This window comes from Alloalcanivorax profundimaris (assembly GCF_015265435.1).
Classification (GTDB): Bacteria; Pseudomonadota; Gammaproteobacteria; order Pseudomonadales; family Alcanivoracaceae; genus Alloalcanivorax; species Alloalcanivorax profundimaris.
The window spans coordinates 22,828-45,836 of sequence record NZ_JABJWH010000033.1; the positions used below are offsets into that span (position 1 = coordinate 22,828).

At 59.4% G+C, this 23,009-nt stretch carries 18 protein-coding genes; 6 read left to right on the forward strand and 12 right to left on the reverse strand.

All coding sequences use genetic code 11. The annotated features are described in order from the left end of the window. The first annotated feature begins 1 nt into the window (after position 1). Together HMJ39_RS13980 and HMJ39_RS13985 are read left to right on the forward strand one after the other, a co-directional pair. Positions 2-1,114, forward strand: a complete 1,113-nt coding sequence (locus tag HMJ39_RS13980) for an acyl-CoA dehydrogenase family protein (protein ID WP_055098667.1) — start codon at positions 2-4, stop codon at positions 1,112-1,114. Then, positions 1,107-2,705, forward strand: a complete 1,599-nt coding sequence (locus HMJ39_RS13985) for a GMC family oxidoreductase (protein ID WP_145912183.1) — start codon at positions 1,107-1,109, stop codon at positions 2,703-2,705. The genes HMJ39_RS13980 and HMJ39_RS13985 overlap by 8 nt, the downstream gene beginning before the upstream one ends. A gap of 72 nt (positions 2,706-2,777) precedes the next feature. On the opposite strand, the gene HMJ39_RS13990 is transcribed toward HMJ39_RS13985, so the two are convergent. The 6 genes from HMJ39_RS13990 to HMJ39_RS14015 all read right to left on the reverse strand — a co-directional run bounded on the left by HMJ39_RS13990 (position 2,778) and on the right by HMJ39_RS14015 (position 11,410). Next, complete coding sequence (locus tag HMJ39_RS13990) at positions 2,778-3,689, reverse strand: metal-dependent hydrolase (RefSeq protein ID WP_055098669.1); 912 nt, start codon at positions 3,687-3,689, stop codon at positions 2,778-2,780. A 160-nt stretch (positions 3,690-3,849) separates the two neighbouring features. Beyond that, positions 3,850-4,308, reverse strand: a complete 459-nt coding sequence (locus tag HMJ39_RS13995; protein WP_055098670.1) for an SDR family NAD(P)-dependent oxidoreductase — start codon at positions 4,306-4,308, stop codon at positions 3,850-3,852. A gap of 24 nt (positions 4,309-4,332) precedes the next feature. Further along, complete coding sequence (locus HMJ39_RS14000; protein ID WP_055098671.1) at positions 4,333-5,835, reverse strand: flavin-containing monooxygenase; 1,503 nt, start codon at positions 5,833-5,835, stop codon at positions 4,333-4,335. Next, positions 5,816-6,781: an alpha/beta fold hydrolase gene (locus HMJ39_RS14005; protein WP_202552920.1), complete on the reverse strand. Its 966-nt coding sequence runs from the start codon at positions 6,779-6,781 to the stop codon at positions 5,816-5,818. The genes HMJ39_RS14000 and HMJ39_RS14005 overlap by 20 nt, the downstream gene beginning before the upstream one ends. A 118-nt stretch (positions 6,782-6,899) precedes the next feature. Beyond that, positions 6,900-9,977, reverse strand: coding sequence for an Ig-like domain-containing protein (locus tag HMJ39_RS14010; protein ID WP_194297785.1), 3,078 nt, complete (start codon positions 9,975-9,977; stop codon positions 6,900-6,902). Positions 9,978-10,012: 35 nt separating this feature from the next. Next, positions 10,013-11,410 (reverse strand): OmpP1/FadL family transporter, encoded by a 1,398-nt coding sequence (locus HMJ39_RS14015; RefSeq protein ID WP_228462376.1) that lies wholly within the window; start codon positions 11,408-11,410, stop codon positions 10,013-10,015. A 660-nt stretch (positions 11,411-12,070) separates the two neighbouring features. Between HMJ39_RS14015 and HMJ39_RS14020 the strand changes: the two genes are divergently transcribed. The 4 genes from HMJ39_RS14020 (at position 12,071) to HMJ39_RS14035 (ending at position 18,709) form a co-directional block, all read left to right on the forward strand. Further along, positions 12,071-13,711, forward strand: a complete 1,641-nt coding sequence (locus tag HMJ39_RS14020) for a 3-(methylthio)propionyl-CoA ligase (protein WP_014994403.1) — start codon at positions 12,071-12,073, stop codon at positions 13,709-13,711. A gap of 93 nt (positions 13,712-13,804) precedes the next feature. Next, positions 13,805-14,848 carry a BtrH N-terminal domain-containing protein gene (locus HMJ39_RS14025; RefSeq protein WP_014994404.1) on the forward strand — a complete coding sequence of 348 codons (1,044 nt, stop codon included), beginning with the start codon at positions 13,805-13,807 and terminating at the stop codon, positions 14,846-14,848. Positions 14,849-14,964: 116 nt separating this feature from the next. Then, positions 14,965-16,584, forward strand: coding sequence for a class I adenylate-forming enzyme family protein (locus HMJ39_RS14030; RefSeq protein WP_014994405.1), 1,620 nt, complete (start codon positions 14,965-14,967; stop codon positions 16,582-16,584). A 340-nt stretch (positions 16,585-16,924) separates the two neighbouring features. Continuing rightward, positions 16,925-18,709: an AMP-binding protein gene (locus tag HMJ39_RS14035; RefSeq protein ID WP_194297786.1), complete on the forward strand. Its 1,785-nt coding sequence runs from the start codon at positions 16,925-16,927 to the stop codon at positions 18,707-18,709. A gap of 203 nt (positions 18,710-18,912) precedes the next feature. On the opposite strand, the gene HMJ39_RS14040 is transcribed toward HMJ39_RS14035, so the two are convergent. The 6 genes from HMJ39_RS14040 to HMJ39_RS18965 are packed head-to-tail and all read right to left on the reverse strand — an operon-like array spanning position 18,913 to position 23,009. After that, positions 18,913-20,073, reverse strand: coding sequence for an acyl-CoA dehydrogenase family protein (locus HMJ39_RS14040; RefSeq protein ID WP_116028218.1), 1,161 nt, complete (start codon positions 20,071-20,073; stop codon positions 18,913-18,915). 4 nt (positions 20,074-20,077) lie between these two features. Then, the gene (locus HMJ39_RS14045; RefSeq protein WP_161383278.1) at positions 20,078-20,902 is read right to left on the reverse strand and encodes an SDR family NAD(P)-dependent oxidoreductase; all 825 of its coding nucleotides are present in this window, start codon (positions 20,900-20,902) and stop codon (positions 20,078-20,080) included. Between the two features lie 38 nt (positions 20,903-20,940). Then, positions 20,941-21,360, reverse strand: a complete 420-nt coding sequence (locus HMJ39_RS14050; protein ID WP_116028216.1) for a MaoC family dehydratase — start codon at positions 21,358-21,360, stop codon at positions 20,941-20,943. Next, positions 21,357-21,815: a MaoC family dehydratase N-terminal domain-containing protein gene (locus HMJ39_RS14055; RefSeq protein ID WP_014994410.1), complete on the reverse strand. Its 459-nt coding sequence runs from the start codon at positions 21,813-21,815 to the stop codon at positions 21,357-21,359. Before HMJ39_RS14055 ends, HMJ39_RS14050 begins: the two co-directional genes overlap by 4 nt. Positions 21,816-21,827: 12 nt before the next feature. Continuing rightward, positions 21,828-22,859, reverse strand: a complete 1,032-nt coding sequence (locus tag HMJ39_RS14060) for a lipid-transfer protein (protein ID WP_256245549.1) — start codon at positions 22,857-22,859, stop codon at positions 21,828-21,830. Continuing rightward, positions 22,860-23,009, reverse strand: a complete 150-nt coding sequence (locus HMJ39_RS18965) for a hypothetical protein (RefSeq protein WP_228462377.1) — start codon at positions 23,007-23,009, stop codon at positions 22,860-22,862. It abuts the gene before it with no gap.

The window sequence follows — 23,009 nt, forward strand, 5'->3', positions numbered from 1 at the left end:
AATGGAATTCAATCTTTCCGACAACACGACCATGGTTGCCGATACGGCACGGCGGTATCTCAAGGATCACTATGGTTTTGATACCTACATACAACAACTCAACCAACTCAATCATTGCGATCCATCACGATGGGATTTGATGCGCGAGCTAGGCTGGTTTGGTCTGCCGTTTCCTGAGTCGGTCGGAGGCTATGGCGGCGATCTGATCGACGTGGCGATGATTGTTAGGGAGGCTGGCGCCGTCTTATGTCTGGACCCCTATGTCGATCTGGTGATCGGTCCTGGAAAACTTCTCGAGTATCTGGGTACTGAGCGGGCATTGAAGGTATTGCAATCCATTGTCGATGATGATGAGAGGGTGGCATGCGCGCTCTATGACTATCACGCCGGATACAATATTTTGAAGCCATCCCTGTCGATTAACAGTGGCAAACTGTCTGGACGGAAGAATTTCGTTCCTGATGGTGGCTGCGCGAATAAGGTGCTGACGACGGCGATGCTTGGCGATGAGCTGACCTTGGTCCTTGTGCCGCTTGAAGGCTGCGAGGTGACCCGCTATCGGGGCTTGGACGGTAGCCGGCTTGCCGATGTGCTGTTCGATGACGTGGTTATTGACGAGGAGATGATTCTTTCTCGTGGCGTGAAGGTGGAGCGCGCCGTCAGCAAGGCGGTCGCCTGGCTGCAGGCGCTCGATTGCGCGCGTATGTATGGCGCCGCCAGTGCGCTTTATCAGCGCACTCTTGATTACGCAAAGACGCGGAAGCAGTTCGGTGCGCCGATCGGCAGCTTCCAGGTAATTCAACACTACCTCGTGGATATGTTCACGGATCTTCAACAGTTGGAGTCAATGCTGTTCATGGTTTCCGTCAAAGCGGATCTAGACGATACGCTTGAGCGGGAACACGCTTGTTCGACGACCAAGGCGTATTATGCCGACAAGGGGGTGAAGATCGCGCAACAGGCGATCCAGATTCACGGCGGTATCGGGGTCACCGAAGAGCTTGATATAGGCCATTACTTTCGTCTCATGACGCACTGCTCCCTAACACACGGCCATGGTGACTACCATCTTGATCGTGTCGCCGCCCTCGGAGAGGAGTTCGATCGTGGATGAATATGATTTCATCGTAGTCGGAGCGGGATCCGCCGGTTGTGTTCTGGCCAACCGACTAAGCGAGTCCGGCCGATTCTCTGTTTGCTTGCTGGAGGCGGGTCCGCACGACAACAGCGGGTTTGTCAACGTGCCGTTCGGGATGATCGGTTTGATCCGGGAGGGCAAGCGTAACTGGGGCTATCAAACAGTGGTTCAACGAGCGCTTGACAGTAGGCGGCTCTATTGGCCCCGTGGAAAAACTCTCGGTGGTAGTAGCTCGATCAACGCCATGGTTTATATTCGTGGACAACCTGAGGATTACGATGCTTGGCGGGACAGCGGGCTGAAGGGTTGGGGGTGGGATGATGTCCGGCCCATCTTCAACGCGCATGAGCACAATGAGGAGTATCCGCCTGACGCCTGGCACGGTAACGGAGGACCGCTGAACGTCACTGGGGTCAGGGATCCTAATCCGCTGACTGAGTTGTTCATTCGCGCCGGGGAAGAACTAGGCGAAAAGCGTAACGATGATTTCAATGGTGAATCGCAGCGCGGCTTCGGCCAATTCCAAGTGACGCAAAAAGATGGGCGACGCTGGAGCGCCGCGAGGGCGTTTCTTGATCCGGCGAGGAGCCGCGGTAATTTGACCATTCTGACTAATGCAATGGTTTCCCGGGTAGTGATCGAAAATGGACGTGCGGTAGCCGTCGAGTATAGCGATACGGCCGGCACATCTCACACCGTTCGGGCAAATCGAGAAGTCGTACTTTCGGGTGGGGCAATCAACTCGCCCCATTTGCTGATGCTTTCAGGCATTGGTGACCGTGACCATTTACAAAGTGTTGGCGTTGATTGTCTGGTCGACCGGCCAGAGGTGGGGTGTAATCTTCAAGACCACCTGGACATGACTATTTCGATTCACGATCGTAGCAAACAGTCAATTGGCTTCTCCCCTTACTTTCTACCGCGTTTGATGCGAGCGTTTTATGAGTACTTCCGCCATCGGCGCGGCTTTCTAGCCAGCAATGCGGCTGAGGCGGGTGCGTTTATTAATGTCGGCGAAGGGACGCGCCCGAATGTGCAGATGCATTTTCTGCCCGCATTTTTGCGCGATCATGGCAGGGAATTCACGTCAGGCTTTGGCTGCACCATTCATGTATGCCAGTTGCGGCCTAAAAGCCGCGGTTGGATTCGTCTCGCCGATAGCAACCCTCTCAGCGCCCCGCTCATCGATCCCTGTTATCTTTCCGATGCTGACGATCTTGGCGTCCTGAGAGAGGGCGTCAAACTGGCTCGGCGGGTGTTCCAGACAAAAGCTTTCGCCGAGGTTTTTGGAGGAGAAGATCTACCGGCGAGCGATGTGGTAACCGATACCCAAATTGAGGACGATATCAGGCAGCGCGCTGAAACTATTTATCATCCGGTGGGCACTTGCCGTATGGGGGTGGATGATCTGGCCGTAGTGGATGATCGGTTAAGAGTCAGGGGCGTGTTAGGATTGCGCGTTGCTGATGCGTCCGTCATGCCTTCTTTGATCAGTGGCAACACTAACGCGGCAAGCATGATGATCGGCGAGAAAGCGGCTGGTTATATCATTCAGGATCAACGATGAGACGACATTAGCGCCACCAAACGGTAGTGCTAATGTCGTCCCCAGGTCTTTTGGGGCGGCGGAATTCGGATATTAGGCCATCTTGACTTGGTCGCTCTCGGGACGGTTTCTGTAAGCTCGGTATAGTGATCCGTTTTCAGCGAACAGGCGTTGTCGCCACGTATCTTCCAGTGCCCGCGTGTCGTGATTGTCAGGATGGTAACGTCGATCAACGAACTCCGGAAGGCGGCGCATAATCCCGGAGACAAATCCCTTTGGACCGAACAGTACGTTCAATCCAATGGCATTGTCCTTGACGCTGCCCAGCTTCCCGTCCTTGGCGAGCATCCATGCCCAAGTGATCCCCAACATCGGCAAGAGCACAACCAGGGATGCCGCCGTCGCTGCGATCCGCTCACCGTGACTATTGCCGATGATTTCGTAAACGTTATAAGCAACAGATTTGTGTTCAAGCTCCTCAAGAGCATGCCATTGCCATATCTTTATCATCTCCGGGTCGGCCAGACTTTGAAACGTCTCGTCTTCCAATAGCTGCTCCGCAAGCAAGGCGGTAAAATGTTCCATGAAAGTAGTGGCGGCAAGCTGGGTTCTCTTCGGTAACATTTTCAGAATGCGGAGGCCGAATTTTACGAAGCGGTCCGGAGTGTCCATGTCGAAGCCGCTCTCGGCAAGCAATTCGTTAAGGCGGTCATGCTCGCGACCATGAATGGCTTCTTGCCCCATGAATCCGGAAATGGCCGCTCGCTGCTGCTTGTCGGTGACACGGTTTCGAAAATAACGCACCGAATCCATGAAGTAGCGCTCACCGGGTGGAAAGAACCCGGACAGCATGGCAAAGAATGTGGTTGCCGTAGCGTTGTCCGCATAGAAGTACTTTGGTGTTGTGTCCGGAAACTGGAAGTCTATGTGACGGGGTGGGATGCCCACTGACGCACCGTTCAGGACATTGGACGTCTTTGCACTAGTTCTCTTCTTTAAAGCCATGACTCGGCCCTCTTTTTGAAGTTTGATCCTGCTTATTGCGATGATTGACTAGACATTTTTTGCCGCCCCTGTCGCATTCGAAAGAACGCTTCGAGGGGCCGCTGATAGCCCGCCGGCGTCAGGTGTTGGCCGGCGTCCAGTATCGTTGCGTCATTACCTATCAAAACGCGACGTCGGTTCTTGCGAACCGCGTGGAGGATAGCGTTGGCAGCCTGTTCCGGCGTGGACCGGGCGATGCGATCGAAAAGTTCCGTAATTTCTTCCTTGCTGCCCGGGCTATGTCTTCCATATCACCCATTCGGCTATTACGCGCAATGTTGGTCTTGACGCCGCCCGGGTGCACGCAGGTTGCACTAACACAGCTTCGCTCAATGTCCAGTTCTTCGCGCAGCGACTCGGTGAACCCTCGAACAGCGAATTTCGCGGCGTTATAGGCTGATTGGGTGGTGACTCTGACCGGGTAGTCGCGCAGGTCGATGGCGATGTCTTTTAGACTGTTTTCGTCAATGTCCGACAGAGCCAAATGGCAGCCTTTCTTCGCCAGCAGCATGGCGGTCGCTCGACCTATGCCTGAACCGGCACCAGTAATCGCAGCGACTTTCCCGTAAAAACGTTTCATAATATGCTCCAACAGGTAGGCGGATCAGGCACTCAGTAACTTGCGAAATACGCGGTTCCTTCCGCGCTTGATGCCACTTCCCTCAAAACGAAGGTGGCCATCCTCGAGGTTGCCATAGCGTAATGCGGGCAGGTCACGCAAATAGTCATCAAGATTCTGCCAGGGGGTCCTGCTGCCCTGACGAGGGAGGCGGTCGTTGGCGCGAAGAACATATCCGGAACGTAAATTAAGAAAGTTCATCTGGGTCTTGCTCCCTTGTTCATCGACGGGTGTGACCACCCGGGCGTCAATATCGCGCATGTGATTCAGAAGGCGGCAGACGAATTCAGAGGCGATATCGGCCTTCAGCGTCCAAGAAGCGTTGGTGTAACCGAACACCAGGGCCATATTTGGTACCCCTTCAAGCATCAGTCCCTTGTACATCAGGGTATCCGCCACATGAACCTCACGGCCGTCGACTTCCAATCTGGCGCCACCGAACAGCTGCAAATCAAGGCCAGTGGCCGTGATCAGAACATCTGCGTCGATATGAGCGCCGGACTTCAATTGGATACCGGTTTCGGTGACCGCTTCGATGTGGTCGGTGACCACGGAGGCCTGGCCTTCGCGGATAACCTTGAAGAGATCACCCTTGGGAACGGCGCACATGCGTTCTTCCCAGGGATTGTAATGGGGTTGGAAATGCCGCATATCGACCTCCGGGCCGAGCTGCCGGCGCGCTGTCGCCAAAAGCAGGCGTCGCATCGCCTTGGGCTTACTCAGAGAAAGTCGATATACCGCTCTTTGCAACAGAATATTGCGGGTCCGGGCCAGCCGGTAAACGGCCATCTCCGGCAGAATGCGGCGCAGGTTCCTGGATATCAGATCCTGCTCCGGCACGGTGGCTACATAGGTGGGCGAGCGCTGCAGCATCACTACATGATCCGCCTTGTCGGCCATAGCCGGAACCAGCGTCACGGCAGTGGCGCCACTGCCAATAACCACCACCCGTTTGCCAGTGTAATCGTAGTTTTCCGGCCAGTGTTGCGGATGGATTACGTCACCGCGGAATTGGTTGATCCCCGGAATCTCCGGTGTGTAGCCGGAGTCGTATTTGTAGTATCCGGTGCAATGGAATACAAAGCCGGTGCTGAACTGGTGCTCTTCATCGGTTGCTTCGTCGATGGCTTTGACGATCCAGTGTTTTTTTTCGCTATGCCAGGATTGCGAGATCACTTTCAGACCGAACTGGATTCGGCGTTTCACATCGTATTCGCGTGCGGTGTCGTCAATATACCGACGGATAGAAGGGCCGTCGGCAAGCATCTTGGTATCGGTCCAGGGCCGAAAGTTATAACCCAGGGTAAACATGTCGGAATCGGAGCGGATGCCGGGATAGCGGAATAAATCCCAGGTGCCTCCGATCCGTTTGCGTCGTTCAACGATTCCAAAACGGACGTTGGGGCATTTTTCCTTTAAGTGACACGCCGCGCCAATTCCCGACAGGCCCGCACCGACGATCAGAACATCAAGATAAGGGTGTTTCATGGTGTTGCTCCGTAGTGGCAGTGCGGCACGATTCCGGCTCAGTGGCGGCTGGCCGTTCTTTCAGAAATTGCAGTACCGCCTCGGTAAAAACACTGTTACGGTCTCCCGCGACCATATGGCCGGCCTGTTTCAGAACGACATAACGTGCCTCTGGTATTAGAGTGAGCAGCTCTGTTGCGCCCCGGTCACTAAGAACATCGCTGTAGTAGCCACGTATCAAAAGCACCGGTACGTCCAACTGGCGGGCCGCCAGCTCCAGCCTTGCTCGGTCGAACATGCTCCCGGCCTTGGTTGGCGCGTTCGCGTGGTTGAGAAAAGCTGGGTCCCAGTGCCAGTAAAACCGGCCATTACCGTGTTGACGCAGGTTTTTGCGTAGCCCGGAGAGATCTTTTGATGGCGGGCGGCGCGGGTTGTAGGCGGTGATAGCATCGCGTACCTGCTCCAGCGTCTCGAATCCGTCCTGATGATGACGCATGAATTCGATGATCCGGCGGACGCCCCGAGGTTCCAATCTTGGCGCCACGTCGACCAGTACCAGTGCCTCGCAATCCAGGGAGGTGTCTTCGCCAAGCGTGAGCAAAGCGGTCAGGCCACCCATGGACGCGCCGACGATAACCGGCCGGGCCGGTAGCGAGCGAATCACCGCGCTGAGGTCCGCTGCAAGGGCTCGGGCACTGTAGTCGCCTTCTCGAGACCAGTCGCTTTCGCCGTGGCCTCGTGCGTCCAGGCTAAACGCGCAGTAGCCGGCATCGGCCAGTGCGATCGCCGTGTCGGACCAGGCATGGCGGGTCTGCCCGCCGCCGTGCAGGAGCAATACGGGGGGCGCCGTGTCTTCACCATGGCGGCTGGCCCACAGATTCAACCCCTCACTGCCAGTGAATCGCACCCGAACACTGCGTCGAAGGCCGCAATGCGCGGACGATGTCGTCGTCTGAGAGTCAGTCATAGTCAACTCTTCCGGCAATACATTTGGTCGTCCAACCAATATTACAGATTGAATATATCAACGGCAATGCTTCTCCAGCCCCTTTCAGATCAGTTTGTAACGGCCGGGGTATAACACGTTAAAAATCCTTCACCGGAAGGAACGTGAAGGTCAGGTCCACTCCCAAGGGAGGTGCTTCAAGTTCAACCGACGCCAGACCGATGCCGATCAGGTCGATGTTGGCGGGAATGGTCAGCGGGTCGGGATTGGAGACCTTGAGTATCAGTCTGCCATCGTCGACGAACCGAAGCGGTCCTTCGAGAGTGACGTTGTTAACCCGTTTGCTGCGAATATCGTGCCCAAGTTCAATAATCAGCCTGGGTTCCAGTTCAGGCGCGTCTATCAACAGGTCGAAGGTGGTGCTGAACCAGGGACCGTCCTCTGTCTCGGTGATGTAGCCTTCAATAAACGGTGAATCGCCCTCGGGTAGTAAACGCAGAACCAAGGGACCTGTCTCGAGACCAATGGTGATGAGGCCTAACGCTCTGGCTTCGAGAAAGACCTCCGTGGTGGTCAGCGTAGTTGGAAAGACGGAAACACGAACAGCGCCCGTGGTCCGATCATCCGTGTCCGGGTTATCGTCAATCAGTCTACGGTTGATGGAGACGGCGGAGTCGTATTCCCGGGGGCCGGCCTGCAACGCGCCGGTACTGACGAACGCGAAGCGTTTCTCCGGACAGTCCTCGCCAATTGAGCAGCCCAGGTTGGCGTTGGTAATCACGCCCCCGGTGTCCCGCAGCTCCAACCGCAGGTGGTTGGCGGGCGCCTTGATGACACCATTGTTGTCGGTGGCACCTTGTTCTGAATTGTCGACCTGTAGATTGGCATTTACGTCGACCGTCGGTAGGGAACGCAGGGATACGAGGGTATAACGCTGATCGTCACCGGTCACGACAAAGTGGTTTACCATATCGGGACCTCCCTCGCGCGGCGCTGGAGCCGTGTCGCTGCTCTGTGACAGTTGGCGTGTTTGCAAGGCAGCACCGTCCAGTGTGCAGATGGCGTTGTTTCCGCAGTCGGGACTGGTGGACTCCGAGCGCAACGTATAGCGATATAGCTGACCGTCTCGCCAAGGGCTGTCAGGGAAAAACTCAACCCGTTGCGCCAGCACGTCGAGGTGGCCCGGCACCGGTTGCCAATCCCCACCGGCATCGCGACGCTCGACGAAAAAAGTGTCGCCGTTGACTGTTGCCGGATCTATACGGCGGTTGAAGATGACCCGTATAGGGTACTCTCGAAAAAGCCCGACCACGGGGAACAGGGGGTCGCTTCCCTGGCCGCCCTGGCAGCGTCCGTTACGCCATTGTGATCTTTCACCGATTAGCCGGGCGTCGGTCAGAGCACAGGGGTATCCGGGGAAAACAGCGGCTACCAAGGGCGCACGAAGGCTGTCGCGGTTGTCATTCGGCAAAAACAGATCGTCAAGGCGCATATCAAGGGTGTAATCCTTGCTCAGAGGGTTGCCCGCCGTGTCCCGTAGCTGGCTGGTCAGTATGATTTCGACGTCCTGGTTGTGCTCCACGATTCCGGTGCCTTCGAGGATGACGGTGGCGCCGTCGACACGCATCGAGACGTTTTCAGGTGGTAGCGAAGTGCCGTTAACCTGGACGTTGATAGCGCCATCAAGAAACGCCGACGCGGGATCAATCGCCTTGTTAAAGTTCAGAATGACCGGATCCCCCGGGCGTGTGTTGGCCTGGAAGTCCTCACCCGGCGACCAGGATTGTAATTCCAGAGGGCGTAGATCCGGCTCAGGCATTGGCGGGTTTCGCTGCCCGGCGAAGGACTCCATGCGGAAAGATAATTGGGCACCAGCCTTTTCAAGGCCGAGAATGTCGGGGTCGACCACGGAGATCGCATCCAGCACCAGCTTGCCATCCTCGACAATGGCGAGACCGACGACCTGGATATTGAGCAGATTCTGACTGAGGGCGGCATTGGCGATGGTTCCCTCCGCGGTCATGGCCGCATCCATTCTCAGCAGTGCATAGCGAGGCGCCGTCGCCTCGGTACTGAAGGGATTGGGAATCAGATAGCCGTTGGCGTCACTGAGAAGGGTAATTTGCAGGTCGCCGGTATCGATACCGGCGGGGATTTCCCCCAGAATGTTGACATCGACCGGCGCGCCTCGCAGTACCGTGCCGGCCGGCACCCGGAGGGGGACGGCATCGGCAAAGTCTGGGACAAAGCCCAGGTCCGCGGCCAGCGAGCCCGTCAGTTCGGTAACGGCGCTGTCACCGATGATAAAGCTGTCCAATGGCACCTGATTGACCGGTCTTCCCGTCAGCTGGGATTGCAGGTCCGGCTGTTGCTCGCCTAGGGAACCGACCTTGATGACCGTGGTTTCGCGCGGCTGTGTGCCCGTGGGTGTGAACTGGCGTTCGACTTCCGGAAGTAGAGAACCATCACGACTGCGGAGCCCCGATAATGCTAACGTGTATTCCACCGAGTCCAGGTCCTGGCGCGGATCCAGTATCAAATAGCGCCCCTGCAGTAGCACGGAGGCGTCGATCAGCTGGCCCTGGTCGTCGACAAGCGTGATCTGCTTGCCATAAACGGTGGTGGCCGGGTCGAGCGGCCGGTTGAAGACCATGCGTAGCGTGCTCATATCATTTATTCTGGCATCCTCGATGCCGGCCAGCAGTGGATCGGGATCCAGAGGTGTGATGCCAAGTATCTTAAAGCCGTCACTGCCGACGGCGTCGGCGAACCCCGCATGGGCGCCCATCGTGTGAAATTGAAAATTTTTGAATACGGTATCGTCGATACGCCCCAGGCCCGCCTCGCTGACACTCAGCCGATAATGCGTATTGGGCGACAGTGAAGTCCGTGGTTTCAGTACCAGCCCCCGGCCGCCATCGATCACTTCCGGGGTAAAGGGCACGGCGTTTCCGGCGTCGTCGGCGAGCCGCAGACGGTCCTCGACATCGCCGCTCACCTCGTCACTCAGTGTGGTTGAGAAACGCAGCACGACATTGCCGCTCGTCGGCACCTCCTGCTGGCCAGGGTAGGGGTAAGCGAACACCAGTGTGTCCGAAGCGCGCCATGGATTGACGACTTTGCCTTCGTCATCGCCGCACGCACTGATCAACATCAGCCCGAACACCCAAAGGGCAAACGAAACGTACCGCGGCCGAATGTTTATTTGTTTATTCATCTCTACTCTCCTGAATTCAGCTCCGCCATCGCGGTCTAGAATTTGAGTGACAGGGAACCCGAGATGACGTGTATGTCGCCATCCACGCGAACGGTCTCGTAGGGGTTGGGATTGGTTGGCGAGTTGATGGATGTGAGGTTGAACTCTCTTTCATCAAGCTGCTGGTATTGATAAGCCAGGGACATCACAAGGGGCATATTGATTATCGGCGCGCGTTTCAGGCGGTAATCGGCGCCAACACCGACCACGATACGGTCGCTGTCGAGAAAGTTGACATCCTGGGACCGGGTCGATTGAAGTGGGGAATCCTCGACGGCCACACCCCCATAAAGTTTAAGAGCGTCCGACCACGTGTAACGGACGCCGATGCGGGGAACGGTGGTGTCATTAAAGCGCAGCCCAGCCTGGTCCCTGACCGTGTCACCGGCGAATTCACTCTCAAGATCGGACCAATACTGGCGCTCTACAGCCGCAACCAGCTCGAACTTACCTAAAGGCATCAGCAATCCGATTCCGTATACCTGGGGCTGGAACGTGTCGAGAGTGGCCAGCGCAAGATCAAGGCCCGGCTCGGGTATGACACCGGGAATCACCACGTTGGCGTCCACGCTGACGTCGTACTCCGACTCCCCTCGATAGAACAACGCCAGCTCCGGTTTAAGCGCGAAAGGCAGGCAGGCGCTCGAACCGCACAGCGTATCGCTCAGGTTGACGTTAATGCCCAGCGAGGGCGTCAATGTCGGTTCGGCTTCCAGAGAGAGCTCTTCGGAGTCGGTATTGCCGGACAGATCGGAGACCGCTTCAAGGCGGGCCTGGGCCGCCAGCGTGAGTCTTGCCGAGGCACCGATATCAACGCCGCGCAGGAGGTTGCTAACCGCCCCACCAAAAGCGAGATACAAGGGTTGCGACTCAAAACGCAGGAACTGGCCTTCCTGACTGGTATTGGCCGCGAAGGGCAGTGCGTTGGAGGCATACTCATCCACGCCGACGTTAATGCCAAGATAAATCGGTGTGTCCAAGTCCGCCGCGCCGGCGACACGGGTCTTGATACCAAGAAGCAGCAACTCCGAACTCTGGTCCGTGAGCACATCGTTTTCGCGATCGAATGGTGCGGCTCCGCCAAGTGATTCGGCACGTAACTCCTGGTGACCATGCTGAAAGACCACTGTGAGTTCACCTTCCGGCGAGCGCGCAAGTGCCGCCGGGTTGTAGTAGGTGGCCCAAGCACCGCTGTGGAAAGCGCTGAACGCCTGGGCCGAACCGGCGTGAATGGGGCCCAGGCCGTAGGTGCTTGCTGCATCGCCCGCTCCGGCCATTACCTCGCATGGGAGCAGCACGACTATCAGAACGGCCAAGACACGACGGACCCGAAGACCGGCATTGGAGAAGAAAAGGTGTTCGCGGGACTGATGGTGAGACCTGATTATCGTCATTGGGAATCATCCTTTTTGTTATTCGGGGTGGCATCTGACATGTTTTGTTTGGTCGAACAAACAATGCGTTGGACTTGGTTTTGAGGCAATACGAAAAATTGCTTATCAGTCAATGAAAATTTAAGGTTTTACGGTGTTGTCGCCGCCAGCCGCCTTCTTCCGCCCCAGCGAAAAGTCGCGCAGTTCGGTGCGTATGATGCGCTTCTGGCCTTGCCGGTCCCGGTGCGGGGGAAGTCCTCGTGGATCTGGGCCACTTTCGGCACCTTGGAGCTGCCCGGCCACTGGCGGCGTGATGCTCCGGTTTCGCGAGCAGCACACGGGCTCGGGACATCGCGCGGACAGTGGTCCTTGACCGCTCTGGGGCGGCTCTTGTTCTTGCCTATCGAAGTTAAAGCAGGATAGGGTCTTGAGCAAGCGCTTGGTTGGGAAGCAACATAGGGCTTCTTCCTTGGGGGCGCCGTCGTTGGTGCGCTCGGGAGGGTGTGGGCGAGCAAAGATCGCCGTCTTTCCGGTGCGTTCGGGGCCTTGGCCACGCCCGATTACAATCGCGGGGCCTCCAGTGCGCTCAAAAATACTATTTTGTTCTGTCGACTGTTGCGGTTTCGAATACGCCATCCGACAGAAACCGCCAGAGAAAATCGACTGATTGAGGAGAGACAGATGCGTGGATTAATGATGGACCGGCCTTTGATGATTTCCCAGATCATCGAGTACGCGGCCGCCAGCTATCCAGAGCAGGAGATCGTGTCCCGGACTCCGGAAGGCGGCCTGCACCGTTACAACTACGAAGATGCGGCCAAGCGTAGCCGCCAGTTGGCCAACGCGCTCAAGTCGCTGGGCGTCCAGGCCGGGGATCGCATCGCGACGGTGGCCTGGAACACCTATCGGCACTTGGAGCTGTATTACGCGGTCTCCGGTATTGGGGCGATCTGTCACACAATCAATCCGCGTCTGCCGGTCGAGCAGTTCGGCTACATCGTCAATCACGCCAAGGATCAGTACATTTTCCTTGATCTGACCTTCGTTCCATTGCTGGAGAAGTTGCAAGGTCTGTTTGAAGGCGTGAAGGGCTATGTCGTCATGACCGACCGCGCTCATATGCCCGAAACCTCGCTGCCCAACGTGATGTGCTACGAGGAATTGGTCGGCGAGCAGTCCGATGAAATGGCCTGGCCGGAGTTCGACGAGCATACCGCTTCGTCGCTCTGCTATACCTCCGGCACCACCGGCAATCCCAAGGGGGTGTTGTACTCGCACCGCTCGACGCTGCTGCACGCCTTCTCGGTGTTGACCATCCCCGGAATGAATCTGGGCGAGGAGAGTGCCGTGCTGCCGGTGGTGCCGATGTTCCACGTTAACGCCTGGGGCGTCCCCTACTTCGCGCCAATGGTGGGCGCGAAGATCGTCTTCCCGGGGCCGAAGCTCGATGGCGAGAGCCTGGCCGAGCTGATCAATAACGAGGGCGTCACCGAGGCCTGGGGTGTGCCCACCGTGTGGCTCGGGCTTCTTGGTCATATGCGTAAGACCGAGCAGAAGTTCACCTCGCTCAAGCGTGTTCTTATCGGCGGCTCGGCCGCGCCACGGGCGATGATGCGCGAATTCCAGGAGAAGTACGGCGTCGAAGGCTTGCAGGGCTGGGGCATGACCGAGATGAGTCCGATCGGCACGGTTTCGATGATCCGTCCCAAGGACGCCGATTTGCCGCTTGATCGGCAGTTCGACATCAAGGCCAAGCAGGGGCGTGCGGTGTTCGGGGTGGAGATGAAGATCGTCAACGACGACGGTCAAGCGCTGCCGCGGGACGGCAAGTCCTTCGGTGAGCTGCTGGTGCGCGGCCCGGCGATCATCAGCGGCTACTACGAAAACCCTGAAGCCAGCGCCAAGGCCTTCGACAGCGAGGGCTGGTTCCGCACCGGCGATGTTTCCAAGATCGATCCCGAAGGCTACATGGAGATCGTCGACCGCACCAAGGACGTGATCAAGTCCGGAGGCGAGTGGATCAGTTCCATCGATCTTGAGAACGAAGCGGTGGGGCATCCCGAGATCGCCGAGGCAGCGGTCATAGCGGTGCATCATCCGAAATGGGACGAGCGGCCGCTTCTGGTGGTGGTGCGCGAGCCGGACAGCCAGCTCGGCAAGCAGGGCGTGATCGACTATCTGAGCCAGCGGGTCGCGAAATGGTGGCTGCCGGATGACGTGGTATTCGTCGACGAACTGCCGCACGGGGCGACCGGCAAGCTACAGAAGGCCAAATTGCGCGAGCAGTTCAAGGACTATTCGTTGCCAGAGGTTGGTGGTTAAAAAAGGCCTCGATCCGCGCCTCGTCGGCGGAGTGAGCTCGCGGTACGCCAACCGGCGTTGGCTCAGGTCTTTGAACACAGCTGGAGTAGTGGAATGAAAAGCGTGCAAATCTCCAACTATCCCCACCGGATGGGGGGGCACTGCGGCTCGGGCGCACTGCGCGACCTGTTGGAATGGGCCGGGCTTGGCTGGGACGGGCCGCCGGGCGAGGGGCTCGTGTTCGGCCTCGGCGGCGGGCTGTCCTTTATGTATATGAGAGTATCCGAGCTCACGCCTCCCATCTACCTGGTAGGGCGCAACGGTGACATGGAGCTCGACTTCTGCCACCGCCTCGGCATTGAAACCGAGCGTCGCCAAACCGACGATCCCGACGAGGGTTGGCGCTGGGTCGCCGACGAAATCGACGCCGGCCGTCCCGTGATGATCTGGGCTGACATCGCCGAGCTGCCGTATCTCAGGGTACGTTTATCCAACACCCGTCATGACATCGTCGTCATCGGCTACGACGAGAGGCGCGGCGTCGCCCGGGTGGTGGACAACGATCGCGAGGAGGTGCAGGAAGTCCCCCTAAAAGCTCTGGCGCGAGCTCGTGCCTCCCATGGCTTTCCCAATCCCAATCGCCACGCGACTTACCCGATACGCTTTCCTGATCGGCTGCCTGAGCTACTGCCGGTGGCGCGCGATGCAGCGGCAAGCGCGGCGCGCAATATGCGCGGCACGGATGCGACGCTGTTCGATCCGGCGGACCTGCCCGCCGATGGTGTGGTCGCCTCCGGCCTGAAGGGCGTCAATATCTTCGTCGACGATCTGGCCACCTGGGGAGATAGCCTGACTGATGACCAGCTTAACGCATCGCTAAGGGTCTTACCGGTCTTCGTCGAGAAAGCCGGCACAGGCGGTGGCTTGTTCCGCCGCCTCGAAGCGGAATTCTGCGCCGAGGTTGCCCGCCTCACGGGCGATCGATCCTTTGCCCGTGCCGCCGACGTCCTGCTCGACTGCGCCAACGCCTGGAGCCGTCTTGCTACATATGCCGCCGCCGATCAGCTTGACTGGCGGGCGCTCGTCGCCCATGCCGAACAACTCCCGTCATCCGAGCAACGCGCGGTGCAGGCGCTGGAGGAGGCGGCAAGCCCGTAGAGTCGGCGGTGAGCGCCGGCGAGACCCGACCCGCCGCTCGCGGATGCCGTCCATGAACCACAAGGCGAGCGAGCGCGGACTCGGTTGGGGCCAATAAGCTTGGAGGAATAGGGTAAATGATCTTACACGAACCTGAACTGATCGAGGAATACTCCGATAAAGGCTACTGGGGTGACAGAACCCTGCTGGATCGCTTTGCCGCCAATCGTGCCGCCTACCCGGACCGGGAAGCGGTGGTGGATCCCCCCAATCGTGACGAACTGGTCGGCACACCGCCCCAGCGGCTCAGCTGGGCCGAGTTTGGTCGGGCCGTGGACGCCACCGCCGCCGAGCTGGCACGCCGGGGCTTCGGCAAGGACGACCTACTGGTGGCGCAGTTGCCGAACATCTGGGAGCTGGCCATGCTCTATCTGGCGGCGGCCAAGGCCGGCGGTCTGCTTTCCGCGTTGCCCCTGCAATGGCGAAGCAAGGATGTGGGCTATGTGAAAGAGATCACCGGCGCCAGATTCTACGCCTCGGTGGAAAGCTTCCACGGCTTTGATTACCGGGCCCTGGGGCAGGAGCTGGGCTTCGAGCACTACATTGGTCTGGCGGCGCTGACCGATATCGCCCATGGAGATCCGGGCCGGGTCCCGGAGGTGCCGGTGGATGCCAATGACATCTTCACCCTGTGCTGGACTTCGGGCACTGAGTCAAACCCCAAGGGCTGCCCCATGAGCCACAACAACTGGGAGTACATGACCAACCTGGTGTTCACCACCTGTGGCCTGCGCGAGGGTGACCGCATTCTGTGTGTGGCACCGCTGGTGAACATGACGGCGGTAGGGGTGAACTACCTCCCCTGGCTGGCGGCGGGGGGCACCCTGGTGCTGCATCATCCGATTACGCCGGAAATCCTGTTGCGCCAGCTGACCGAGGAGCACATCGAGTACACGATTCTGGTACCGGCAATGCTGAACATGATTGTCAAGTTGCCCAACGTGGACCAGCTGGATCTCTCCAGCGTGCGGACCATCACCACCGGTTCGGCGCCCCCCTCGGCCTGGTCGATGCAGGAGTTCAAGCGCCGCTGGGGCATCGAGATCGTCAACATCTGGGGCCAGAACGAGGGCACCAGTCTGGTAGCCGGCCCGGCCGATGTGCCGGACCTGGAGATGCGGGTGGATCACCTGCCCTGGTGGGGCAAGGCAGGAGTCCAATGGCCTTCCGGCGTCAGCGGGGTCGAGCTGAAAATTCTCGGCGATGAGGATGAGGAGATAACCGAACCAGGTGGCATCGGCGAGCTTTGCTATCGCAGCCCGGGTGTGTTCGCGGGCTACTTTCAGCGCCCGGATATTACCGCGGCTTCGTTCACTTATGACGGCTTTTTCCGCACCGGCGACCTTTTCATCGTGCGGGATGACAGGCACCTAGGGTTCTATGACCGCAAGAAGGACATCGTGATTCGGGGTGGTTACAATATCTCCAGTGTGGAGGTGGAGAACGCGGTGCTGGGCTTCGGCAAGGTACGGGACGTCGCGGTCATACCCCAACCGGACGAGATCATGGGCGAGCGGATCTGTATTTGCGTGGTGCCTGTTGACGAGGATAACCCACCGATCCTGGAGGAAATCAACGACTACTTGAGGGAGCAGGGCATGAGTGTCTACAAGCTGCCGGAAAAGATGAAACTGATCAACGCCATTCCCCGCAATCCGGTGGGCAAGATTCTGAAGAAGGAATTGCGAGCCCTGTAGCCGGTTCGCCGTCATGCCTCTCATTGGGTGTCTCCAAATGACCCCGTATTGTCAAAAAATGACCTCGCTAGGCTGCTGTCACACAACCATGGTCGGGAACAAATGGTGCTGCTGAAACTTCCACCGTTGCATAGACAGCCGGCTGGCCTAATTGCAACTGCGCATCCTGTCGGAGGAACTTTTAAGCGTTTCGACAACACCGGAATCGTCGACGAGTTTGAACGGGTTGCGGTCCAGCTTCGCGCGCGTCCGGTTCGGTGGAAACCACGGAAACGGGCGGGTTACCAACCCCGTCTCGCGCCTGCCATAACAACATAACACCAGTCAGGAGATCTTCGAAATGTCCGCTATAGCCCAGCTGAAAGCAATGCCCGAGGCCCGTGCGGCCCTCAGGGAGATTTTAGGCCAGTTTGGTTGGGGCGCGTTGGCGATTGGTGGCGTCCGGGCCGCGTGGCGTAGCCGGCTTAAGCGACAGGAGCTTCCGCGGCAATTCTTGCTTGCTCTATGGGAGCATTGGGGAGATCGTGAGGCGATTGTCGACGGTGATCGTCGGGTCACCTTCGGTCAATTCAGGGATCGAGTTCTCCGCCTGGCCAATGGCCTGCACCGGCTGGGTATCGGCGAAGGCGAGGCGGTGGCCGAGGTGATGCACAACGGCGCGCCATGGTTCGAATTGATGCTGGCTTGTACGCTCAGGGACAATCCCATGCCGATGCTCAATTGGCATCTCCAGCCCAAGGAGTTGGCGGAATGTATCAACAAGGCCTCGCCAAAGGCTCTGGTATTGGGGGGCGCCTTTGTGGAAGCGGTACAGTCGGTTCGTGATCAGTTGGCCACCGTCGAACACTTCATCGTGGTTGATGCTGACGAGTTGCCCGAGGGTATGATCGCCTACGAGTCACTGATCCGGGACAGCCGGTCCATACTCCCAAGCGGCAAGCTGGGCATGGCCCCAAAGACCTACAGCGGCGGTACCACAGGGACGCCGAAATACATCAACATCGACCGGGACCGGCTGACATCGGATTCGGCCGAGGCGCGGCGGGGCGCCTCCAAGGAGGAGGTGACCCGGTTGGGGTTGATGCAGATATCGGCCTTTCATTTCTACAAGATCGGCAAAATCCGGGATCCGATCAGCAACAACATCCGCACGCTGATTCCGGGGCCGCTGTATCATGCCGGGGTACAGATCGCGGTGTTGCCGTTCTTTCTCGGCGGCACTGCGGTGCCCATGAGCAAGTTCGATCCCGAGCTCATGCTTAAACTTATTCAGGACGAGCGTATCAACTGGACCTTCGTCGCCCCGACCATGCTCGAGCGCATCCTGGCACTGCCCGAGGCTCTGAAGTCCCAATACGACCTTTCCAGCATGCGGGTAATCATTTGCGCGGCGGCGCCTTGTCCGCCCAAGGTCAAGCGCGAGATCAACGCACTGTTCCGCCGCCAGGGAGCGTCGGATGATGTCTTCCATGAATACTACGGCGCTTCGGAGAGCGGCCTGATCAGCGTTCTCGCCAGCGAGGACTACCAGAAGAACCCGAAGCGCTACGACAGCGTTGGCAAGCTGCGGGCGGCGGAATGCCGGATCTATGACGAGGAGACCGGCACCTGGACCCCACCCGGCAAGGAAGGGAAGGTGCTCGTGCGCTCCCCGATGGCCCTTGCGCTGAACTATGTCGGCCTCAGCGAAGAGAAGATGAAGGAGAATTACATCGGGGTCGAGGGCAAGCTCTGGTACGACGATGGTCTGATTGGTTATGTGGACGAGGATGGTTTTCTGTACCTGACTTCACGGATCAAGGAAATGATCATCTCCGGCGGGGTGAATCTTTTCCCCAATGAGATCGAGACGGTTATCAAGCGGCATCCGGCGGTTCTTGACGTTGCCGTGGTGCGGGCGCCGGACAAGGACCTGGGCGAGGTGCCGGCGGCGGTAATTGAGCTCAAAGAGCACCAGCAGGCCACTCGCAAGGAGATCATCGAGCACTGCAAGACGGAGGGGTTGTACGGTTTCAAGCTGCCGAAGATCGTGGACTTTGGCGAGCTGCCCCGCAACTTGGCCGGCAAGCTGCCGAAAAAGCAGCTTGAGGAGAAATACTGGAAAGGTGTCGCCCGGCACGGTTAGCGGGCTGTTGGAAATGCCTTGCGCGCTCTGGCTGTTACCGACCTGTCAATCTTGTATAGGATCCGGCCGGTTACCGGCTGATCATGGAGAACGTCAACCACGGGCGCATCTATCGCGAGGTGGGGTCAACGCCAGCGGCGGCGGCCCCGGGGACTGGCGATATCGCCATCCGGCTGACGGAAGCCCGGTGACGTGAATCGCATTCAATCGAGCCCCCGCGCAATCAGCTCCTTCATGATCTCGTTTGTGCCGCCGTAGATCTTCTGTACCCGGGCGTCGGCGTACAAGCGCGCGATGGGATACTCGAGCATGTAGCCGTAGCCGCCGAAGAATTGAAGGCACTCGTCGACGATCTCGCACTGCTTTTGTGTGCACCACCATTTGGCCATTGAGGCCGTCTCCGCGTCGAGTGCGCCGGCGATCAGGCGCTGGATGCAGTGGTCGATGAACACTTGGCCGAGAGTCACTTCGGTGCGCCGCTCGGCGAGCCGGAAGCGCGTGTTCTGGAAGTCGAGTAGGCGCTTGCCGAAGGCCTTGCGCTCGCGCACGTAGGCCAAGGTGTGCTCCAGGGCCGCCTCGGCGGCAGCGATGGCGCCGACGCCGATGATCAAGCGCTCTCGTGGCAGTTGGTTCATAAGTTGGTAGAAACCCTGGCCCTCTTCGCCGCCGAGTAGGTTCTCGGCCGGCACCCGCAGATCATCGAAGAACAACTCAGCGGTGTCCTGGCCTTTCTGGCCGATCTTGTGCAGAAGCCGGCCGCGGCGGAAGCCGGGCTGCTCGCCCGGCTGTTCGACGACCAGCAGCGAGACGCCCCTGGCGGCCTCGGCCGGATTGGTCTTGCAGACGACGATCAGCAGGCCGCAGTGATGGCCGTTGGAGATGAAGGTTTTCGACCCGTTGACCACATAGTTCTCGCCTTGGCGTTCGGCCCGCGTGCGCACGGCCTGTAGATCCGAGCCGGTGCCCGGCTCGGTCATGGCAATGGCCCCCACCCACTCGCCGGAGGCGAGCTTGGGAAGCCAGCGATGCTTCTGCTCCGGCGTGCCGCAGCTGACGATGTAGTGGCTGACGATCTCATGAACGCCCTTGGCCCAACTGGTATTGCCGGCACGGGCCTGCTCCTGGAGGATCACGGCCTCATGGGCGAAGCTTCCCCCCGCCCCGCCGTATTTCTCCGGCACGTCGGTGCACAGGAGGCCGGCGGCGCCTGCCCTTGTCCACAGCGTGCGCTCGACGTGCTGCTGGGAGTCCCAGTGTTCTTCGAAGGGGGTGATTTCGGTGGCGATGAACTTCCGGACGTTGTCGCGGAACAGCGTTAGTTCTTCGTCCATCCAGGGTGATTGATTAAACGTCATGGTGTCCATGGCCTCACATTGAGAACCCGCCGCCACAGAGCAGCGTCTGACCGCTGATGTAGTTCGACTCCGGAGTGCAAAACAGATAGACGGCCCCGGCGGCCTCGGCCGGCGTGCCGGCGCGACCGAGCGGCACCATGGCCTCCATGGTCTTGAGCAGATCGGGGTTGACGCCCACCTTGATCTTGCGGCCTTCCACATCGATGCTCGCATCAGAGCCTGCTTCCGCCTCTGTGAGGCGCGTTTTGATCAGTCCGAAGGCCACGCAGTTGACGTTCACCTTGAGCCTGCCCCATTCCTTGGACATCGCCTTGGTCAGGCCGATCACCGCCGCCTTGGCGGCCGAATAGTTGGCCTGTCCAGCGTTGCCGCCGGTGCCGGCGATCGAGGCGATGTTGACCACCTTACGGAATACCTCGCGCCCTCCGGCGGCTTCTTTCTTGGCCTGCACGCGAAAGTATTCGGAGGCCGCGCGCAGAATGCGAAAGGGCGCCGTGGCGTGCACGTCCATGATCGCCTGCCACTGCTCATCGCTCATTTTCTGAATCACGTTGTCCCAGGTGTAGCCGGCGTTGTTGACGATGATGTCCAGACCGCCCAGCTGTTCGATTGCCGTGTTCACAAAGCGTTCGGCAAAATCCTCCTGTGTCACGCTGCCGATGCAGGCCACGGCCCTGCCGCCGGCGTCCTTGATCGCCGCGACCGTTTCCTCCGCCGGGGCGGCATCAAGATCGTTGACTACCACGCTGGCGCCTTCGGCGGCGAGTTTGAGGGCGATTTCCCGGCCTATCCCGCGCCCTGAGCCGCTGACGATGGCCACTTTATCTTGAAGTTTCATACGCAGTCCTGCTTTGTTGGTGATGGAAAGGACGTGTTTCAGGCCAGCGCCACCAGGGCGTCGCCGGCGAGCTTGACTTCACCCTGTTTATCGACCACGCCGATCTCGAGCCGGGCCAGTGTTTCGTGGCCGTCCTCGGTGATTTCAACGATCTTGCCGGTGCAACTCAGCCGTGCGCCGACTGGCGTGATGGCGGCGAAGCGGACCGAGAACCGGCGCAGCCGGGTCTGCGGTGCCCACTGGGTCAGAAAGCGGCCCAAATAGGCCATCGGCAGCATGCCGTGCGCGAACACGTCCGGCATGCCAGAGGCCTTGGCAAAGTCGATGTCAATGTGGATCGGGTTGTGGTCACCCGAGGCGCCGGCGAACAGTGCCAGCGTCGCGCGCGTGATGGGCGGAAGCTCGAGTGGCGGAAGCGCCTGGCCGACCTTGACCTGGTCACGAGTGGGGGCGTTCATGCTGCGTTCTCCTGCGGGTTGCGGACGACGATCACGCTGCGTGCCTCGAGCACGGTCTCGCCAGTCGCGTCCTTGATCAGCGAATCCTTGACGATGAATTCGAGCGCACCGCTCTTCTTGCCGTAGATGTCGCTAATCTTTGACTCGACGCTGAGCACGTCGCCGGCACATACCGGCGCGTGATAGGTGAAGCTTTGCTCGCCGTGCAGGATGCGTCCGATCGGCACGTTCAGCGTTTCGAGCAACGTGGTCATGGTTCCGGCATCGAGGTCGGCGCCCATCAGAAAGGTTGGTGGTGCCGGCAGGCTACGGTAGCCGGCTGCCCGGGCCGCAGACTCGTCGAGGTACTCGGGCCGCGTTTCGCCGGTGGCTTTGGCGAAAAAACGTAACCGCCCCTTCTCGACCTCGAAGCTGACGGTCGGCAGGCGCAGCCCGATGTGTTTAGTGTCGATCATAGTTCGTCCTCTTCAGGTGGCCTGGTACATCGTCACCACGCAGGCGCCGCCCAGGCCGAGATTGTGTTGGAGCGCAATGCGCGCGCCTTCGACCTGGCGGTCCGCGGCCTGTCCTCGCAGCTGTTGGACCAGCTCGGTGCATTGCGCCAACCCGGTGGCGCCCAATGGATGACCCTTGGAAAGCAGCCCGCCCGAGGGGTTGGTAACCACGCGCCCACCGTGGGTGTTGTCGCCGTCCTCGACCATCTGCTCGCCGCCACCTTCCGGCGCCAGCCGTAGTGCTTCATAAGTCAGCAGCTCGTTGGTGGCGAAGCAGTCGTGCAGTTCCACGGCGTCGAGCTCCTCCGGACCGATGCCAGCGGTCTCGTAAACCTGATCGGCGGCGGTGCGCGTCATGTCATAGCCGACCAGTTGCATCATGTTGCGCGCCTCGAACGTGCTCGGTGTGTCGGTGGTCATCGCCTGCGCCAGGATGCGCACTCGGTGATCGAGAGCGTTGGCCCTGGCGAAGGCTTCGGAGCAGACGATGGCCGCCGCCGCGCCGCAGGTCGGCGGGCAGGCCATCAGGCGGGTCATTGGGCCGATCAACACCGGGGAGTCCATCACTTCCTCCACTGTCACTTCCTTGCGGAACAGCGCCACCGGGTTGCGCGCGGCATGCCGGCTCGCCTTAGCGCGTATTTTGGCGAAGGTCTCCGCCTTGGTGCCGTACTTGTCCATGTGCGCCATGCCCGCGCCGCCAAAATAGCGGATCGCCAGCGGCACCTCGGGCTGTCCCACCAGGTCCTCGCAGATCCGGTCAAAGGGTTCGAAGGGGGTCGGCCGGTCGTTGTAGTAGCTGCCCAGCGCTCCCGGCTTCATTTGCTCGAAGCCCAGGGCGATCACGCAGTCGGCGGCGCCGGACTCCACCGCCTGGCGCGCCAGGAACAGGGCGGTCGAGCCGGTGGAACAATTGTTGTTGACGTTGATCACGGGAATGCCGGTCATGCCGATTGGATAGAGCGCTCGCTGGCCGCAGGTGGAATCGCCATAGACATAGCCCACTTAGGCTTGCTCCACCTTGGCGTAGTCCAGCCCGGCATCGGCCAGGGCCTGACGCGCCGCCTCGGCACCCATCTGGTAGTAGGGCGCGCTGGCGCCGGGTTTCGCGAACGGCACCATGCCGACGCCACTGATCACCGCTGTGTGTTTCAT

What these genes read in the sequence shown, in the direction of transcription:
- HMJ39_RS14035 (WP_194297786.1), top strand. Translation starts at nt 16,925, where the DNA reads ATGTCCGCTATAGCCCAGCTGAAAGCAATGCCCGAGGCCCGTGCGGCC.
- HMJ39_RS13990 (WP_055098669.1), bottom strand. Translation starts at nt 3,689, where the DNA reads ATGGCTTTAAAGAAGAGAACTAGTGCAAAGACGTCCAATGTCCTGAAC.
- HMJ39_RS14000 (WP_055098671.1), bottom strand. Translation starts at nt 5,835, where the DNA reads ATGAAACACCCTTATCTTGATGTTCTGATCGTCGGTGCGGGCCTGTCG.
- HMJ39_RS14010 (WP_194297785.1), bottom strand. Translation starts at nt 9,977, where the DNA reads ATGAATAAACAAATAAACATTCGGCCGCGGTACGTTTCGTTTGCCCTT.
- HMJ39_RS13980 (WP_055098667.1), top strand. Translation starts at nt 2, where the DNA reads ATGGAATTCAATCTTTCCGACAACACGACCATGGTTGCCGATACGGCA.
- HMJ39_RS14055 (WP_014994410.1), bottom strand. Translation starts at nt 21,815, where the DNA reads ATGATCGACACTAAACACATCGGGCTGCGCCTGCCGACCGTCAGCTTC.
- HMJ39_RS14015 (WP_228462376.1), bottom strand. Translation starts at nt 11,410, where the DNA reads ATGACGATAATCAGGTCTCACCATCAGTCCCGCGAACACCTTTTCTTC.
- HMJ39_RS14020 (WP_014994403.1), top strand. Translation starts at nt 12,071, where the DNA reads ATGCGTGGATTAATGATGGACCGGCCTTTGATGATTTCCCAGATCATC.
- HMJ39_RS14050 (WP_116028216.1), bottom strand. Translation starts at nt 21,360, where the DNA reads ATGAACGCCCCCACTCGTGACCAGGTCAAGGTCGGCCAGGCGCTTCCG.
- HMJ39_RS14030 (WP_014994405.1), top strand. Translation starts at nt 14,965, where the DNA reads ATGATCTTACACGAACCTGAACTGATCGAGGAATACTCCGATAAAGGC.
- HMJ39_RS14005 (WP_202552920.1), bottom strand. Translation starts at nt 6,781, where the DNA reads ATGACTGACTCTCAGACGACGACATCGTCCGCGCATTGCGGCCTTCGA.
- HMJ39_RS14045 (WP_161383278.1), bottom strand. Translation starts at nt 20,902, where the DNA reads ATGAAACTTCAAGATAAAGTGGCCATCGTCAGCGGCTCAGGGCGCGGG.
- HMJ39_RS13995 (WP_055098670.1), bottom strand. Translation starts at nt 4,308, where the DNA reads ATGAAACGTTTTTACGGGAAAGTCGCTGCGATTACTGGTGCCGGTTCA.
- HMJ39_RS14025 (WP_014994404.1), top strand. Translation starts at nt 13,805, where the DNA reads ATGAAAAGCGTGCAAATCTCCAACTATCCCCACCGGATGGGGGGGCAC.
- HMJ39_RS14040 (WP_116028218.1), bottom strand. Translation starts at nt 20,073, where the DNA reads ATGGACACCATGACGTTTAATCAATCACCCTGGATGGACGAAGAACTA.
- HMJ39_RS18965 (WP_228462377.1), bottom strand. Translation starts at nt 23,009, where the DNA reads ATGAAACACACAGCGGTGATCAGTGGCGTCGGCATGGTGCCGTTCGCG.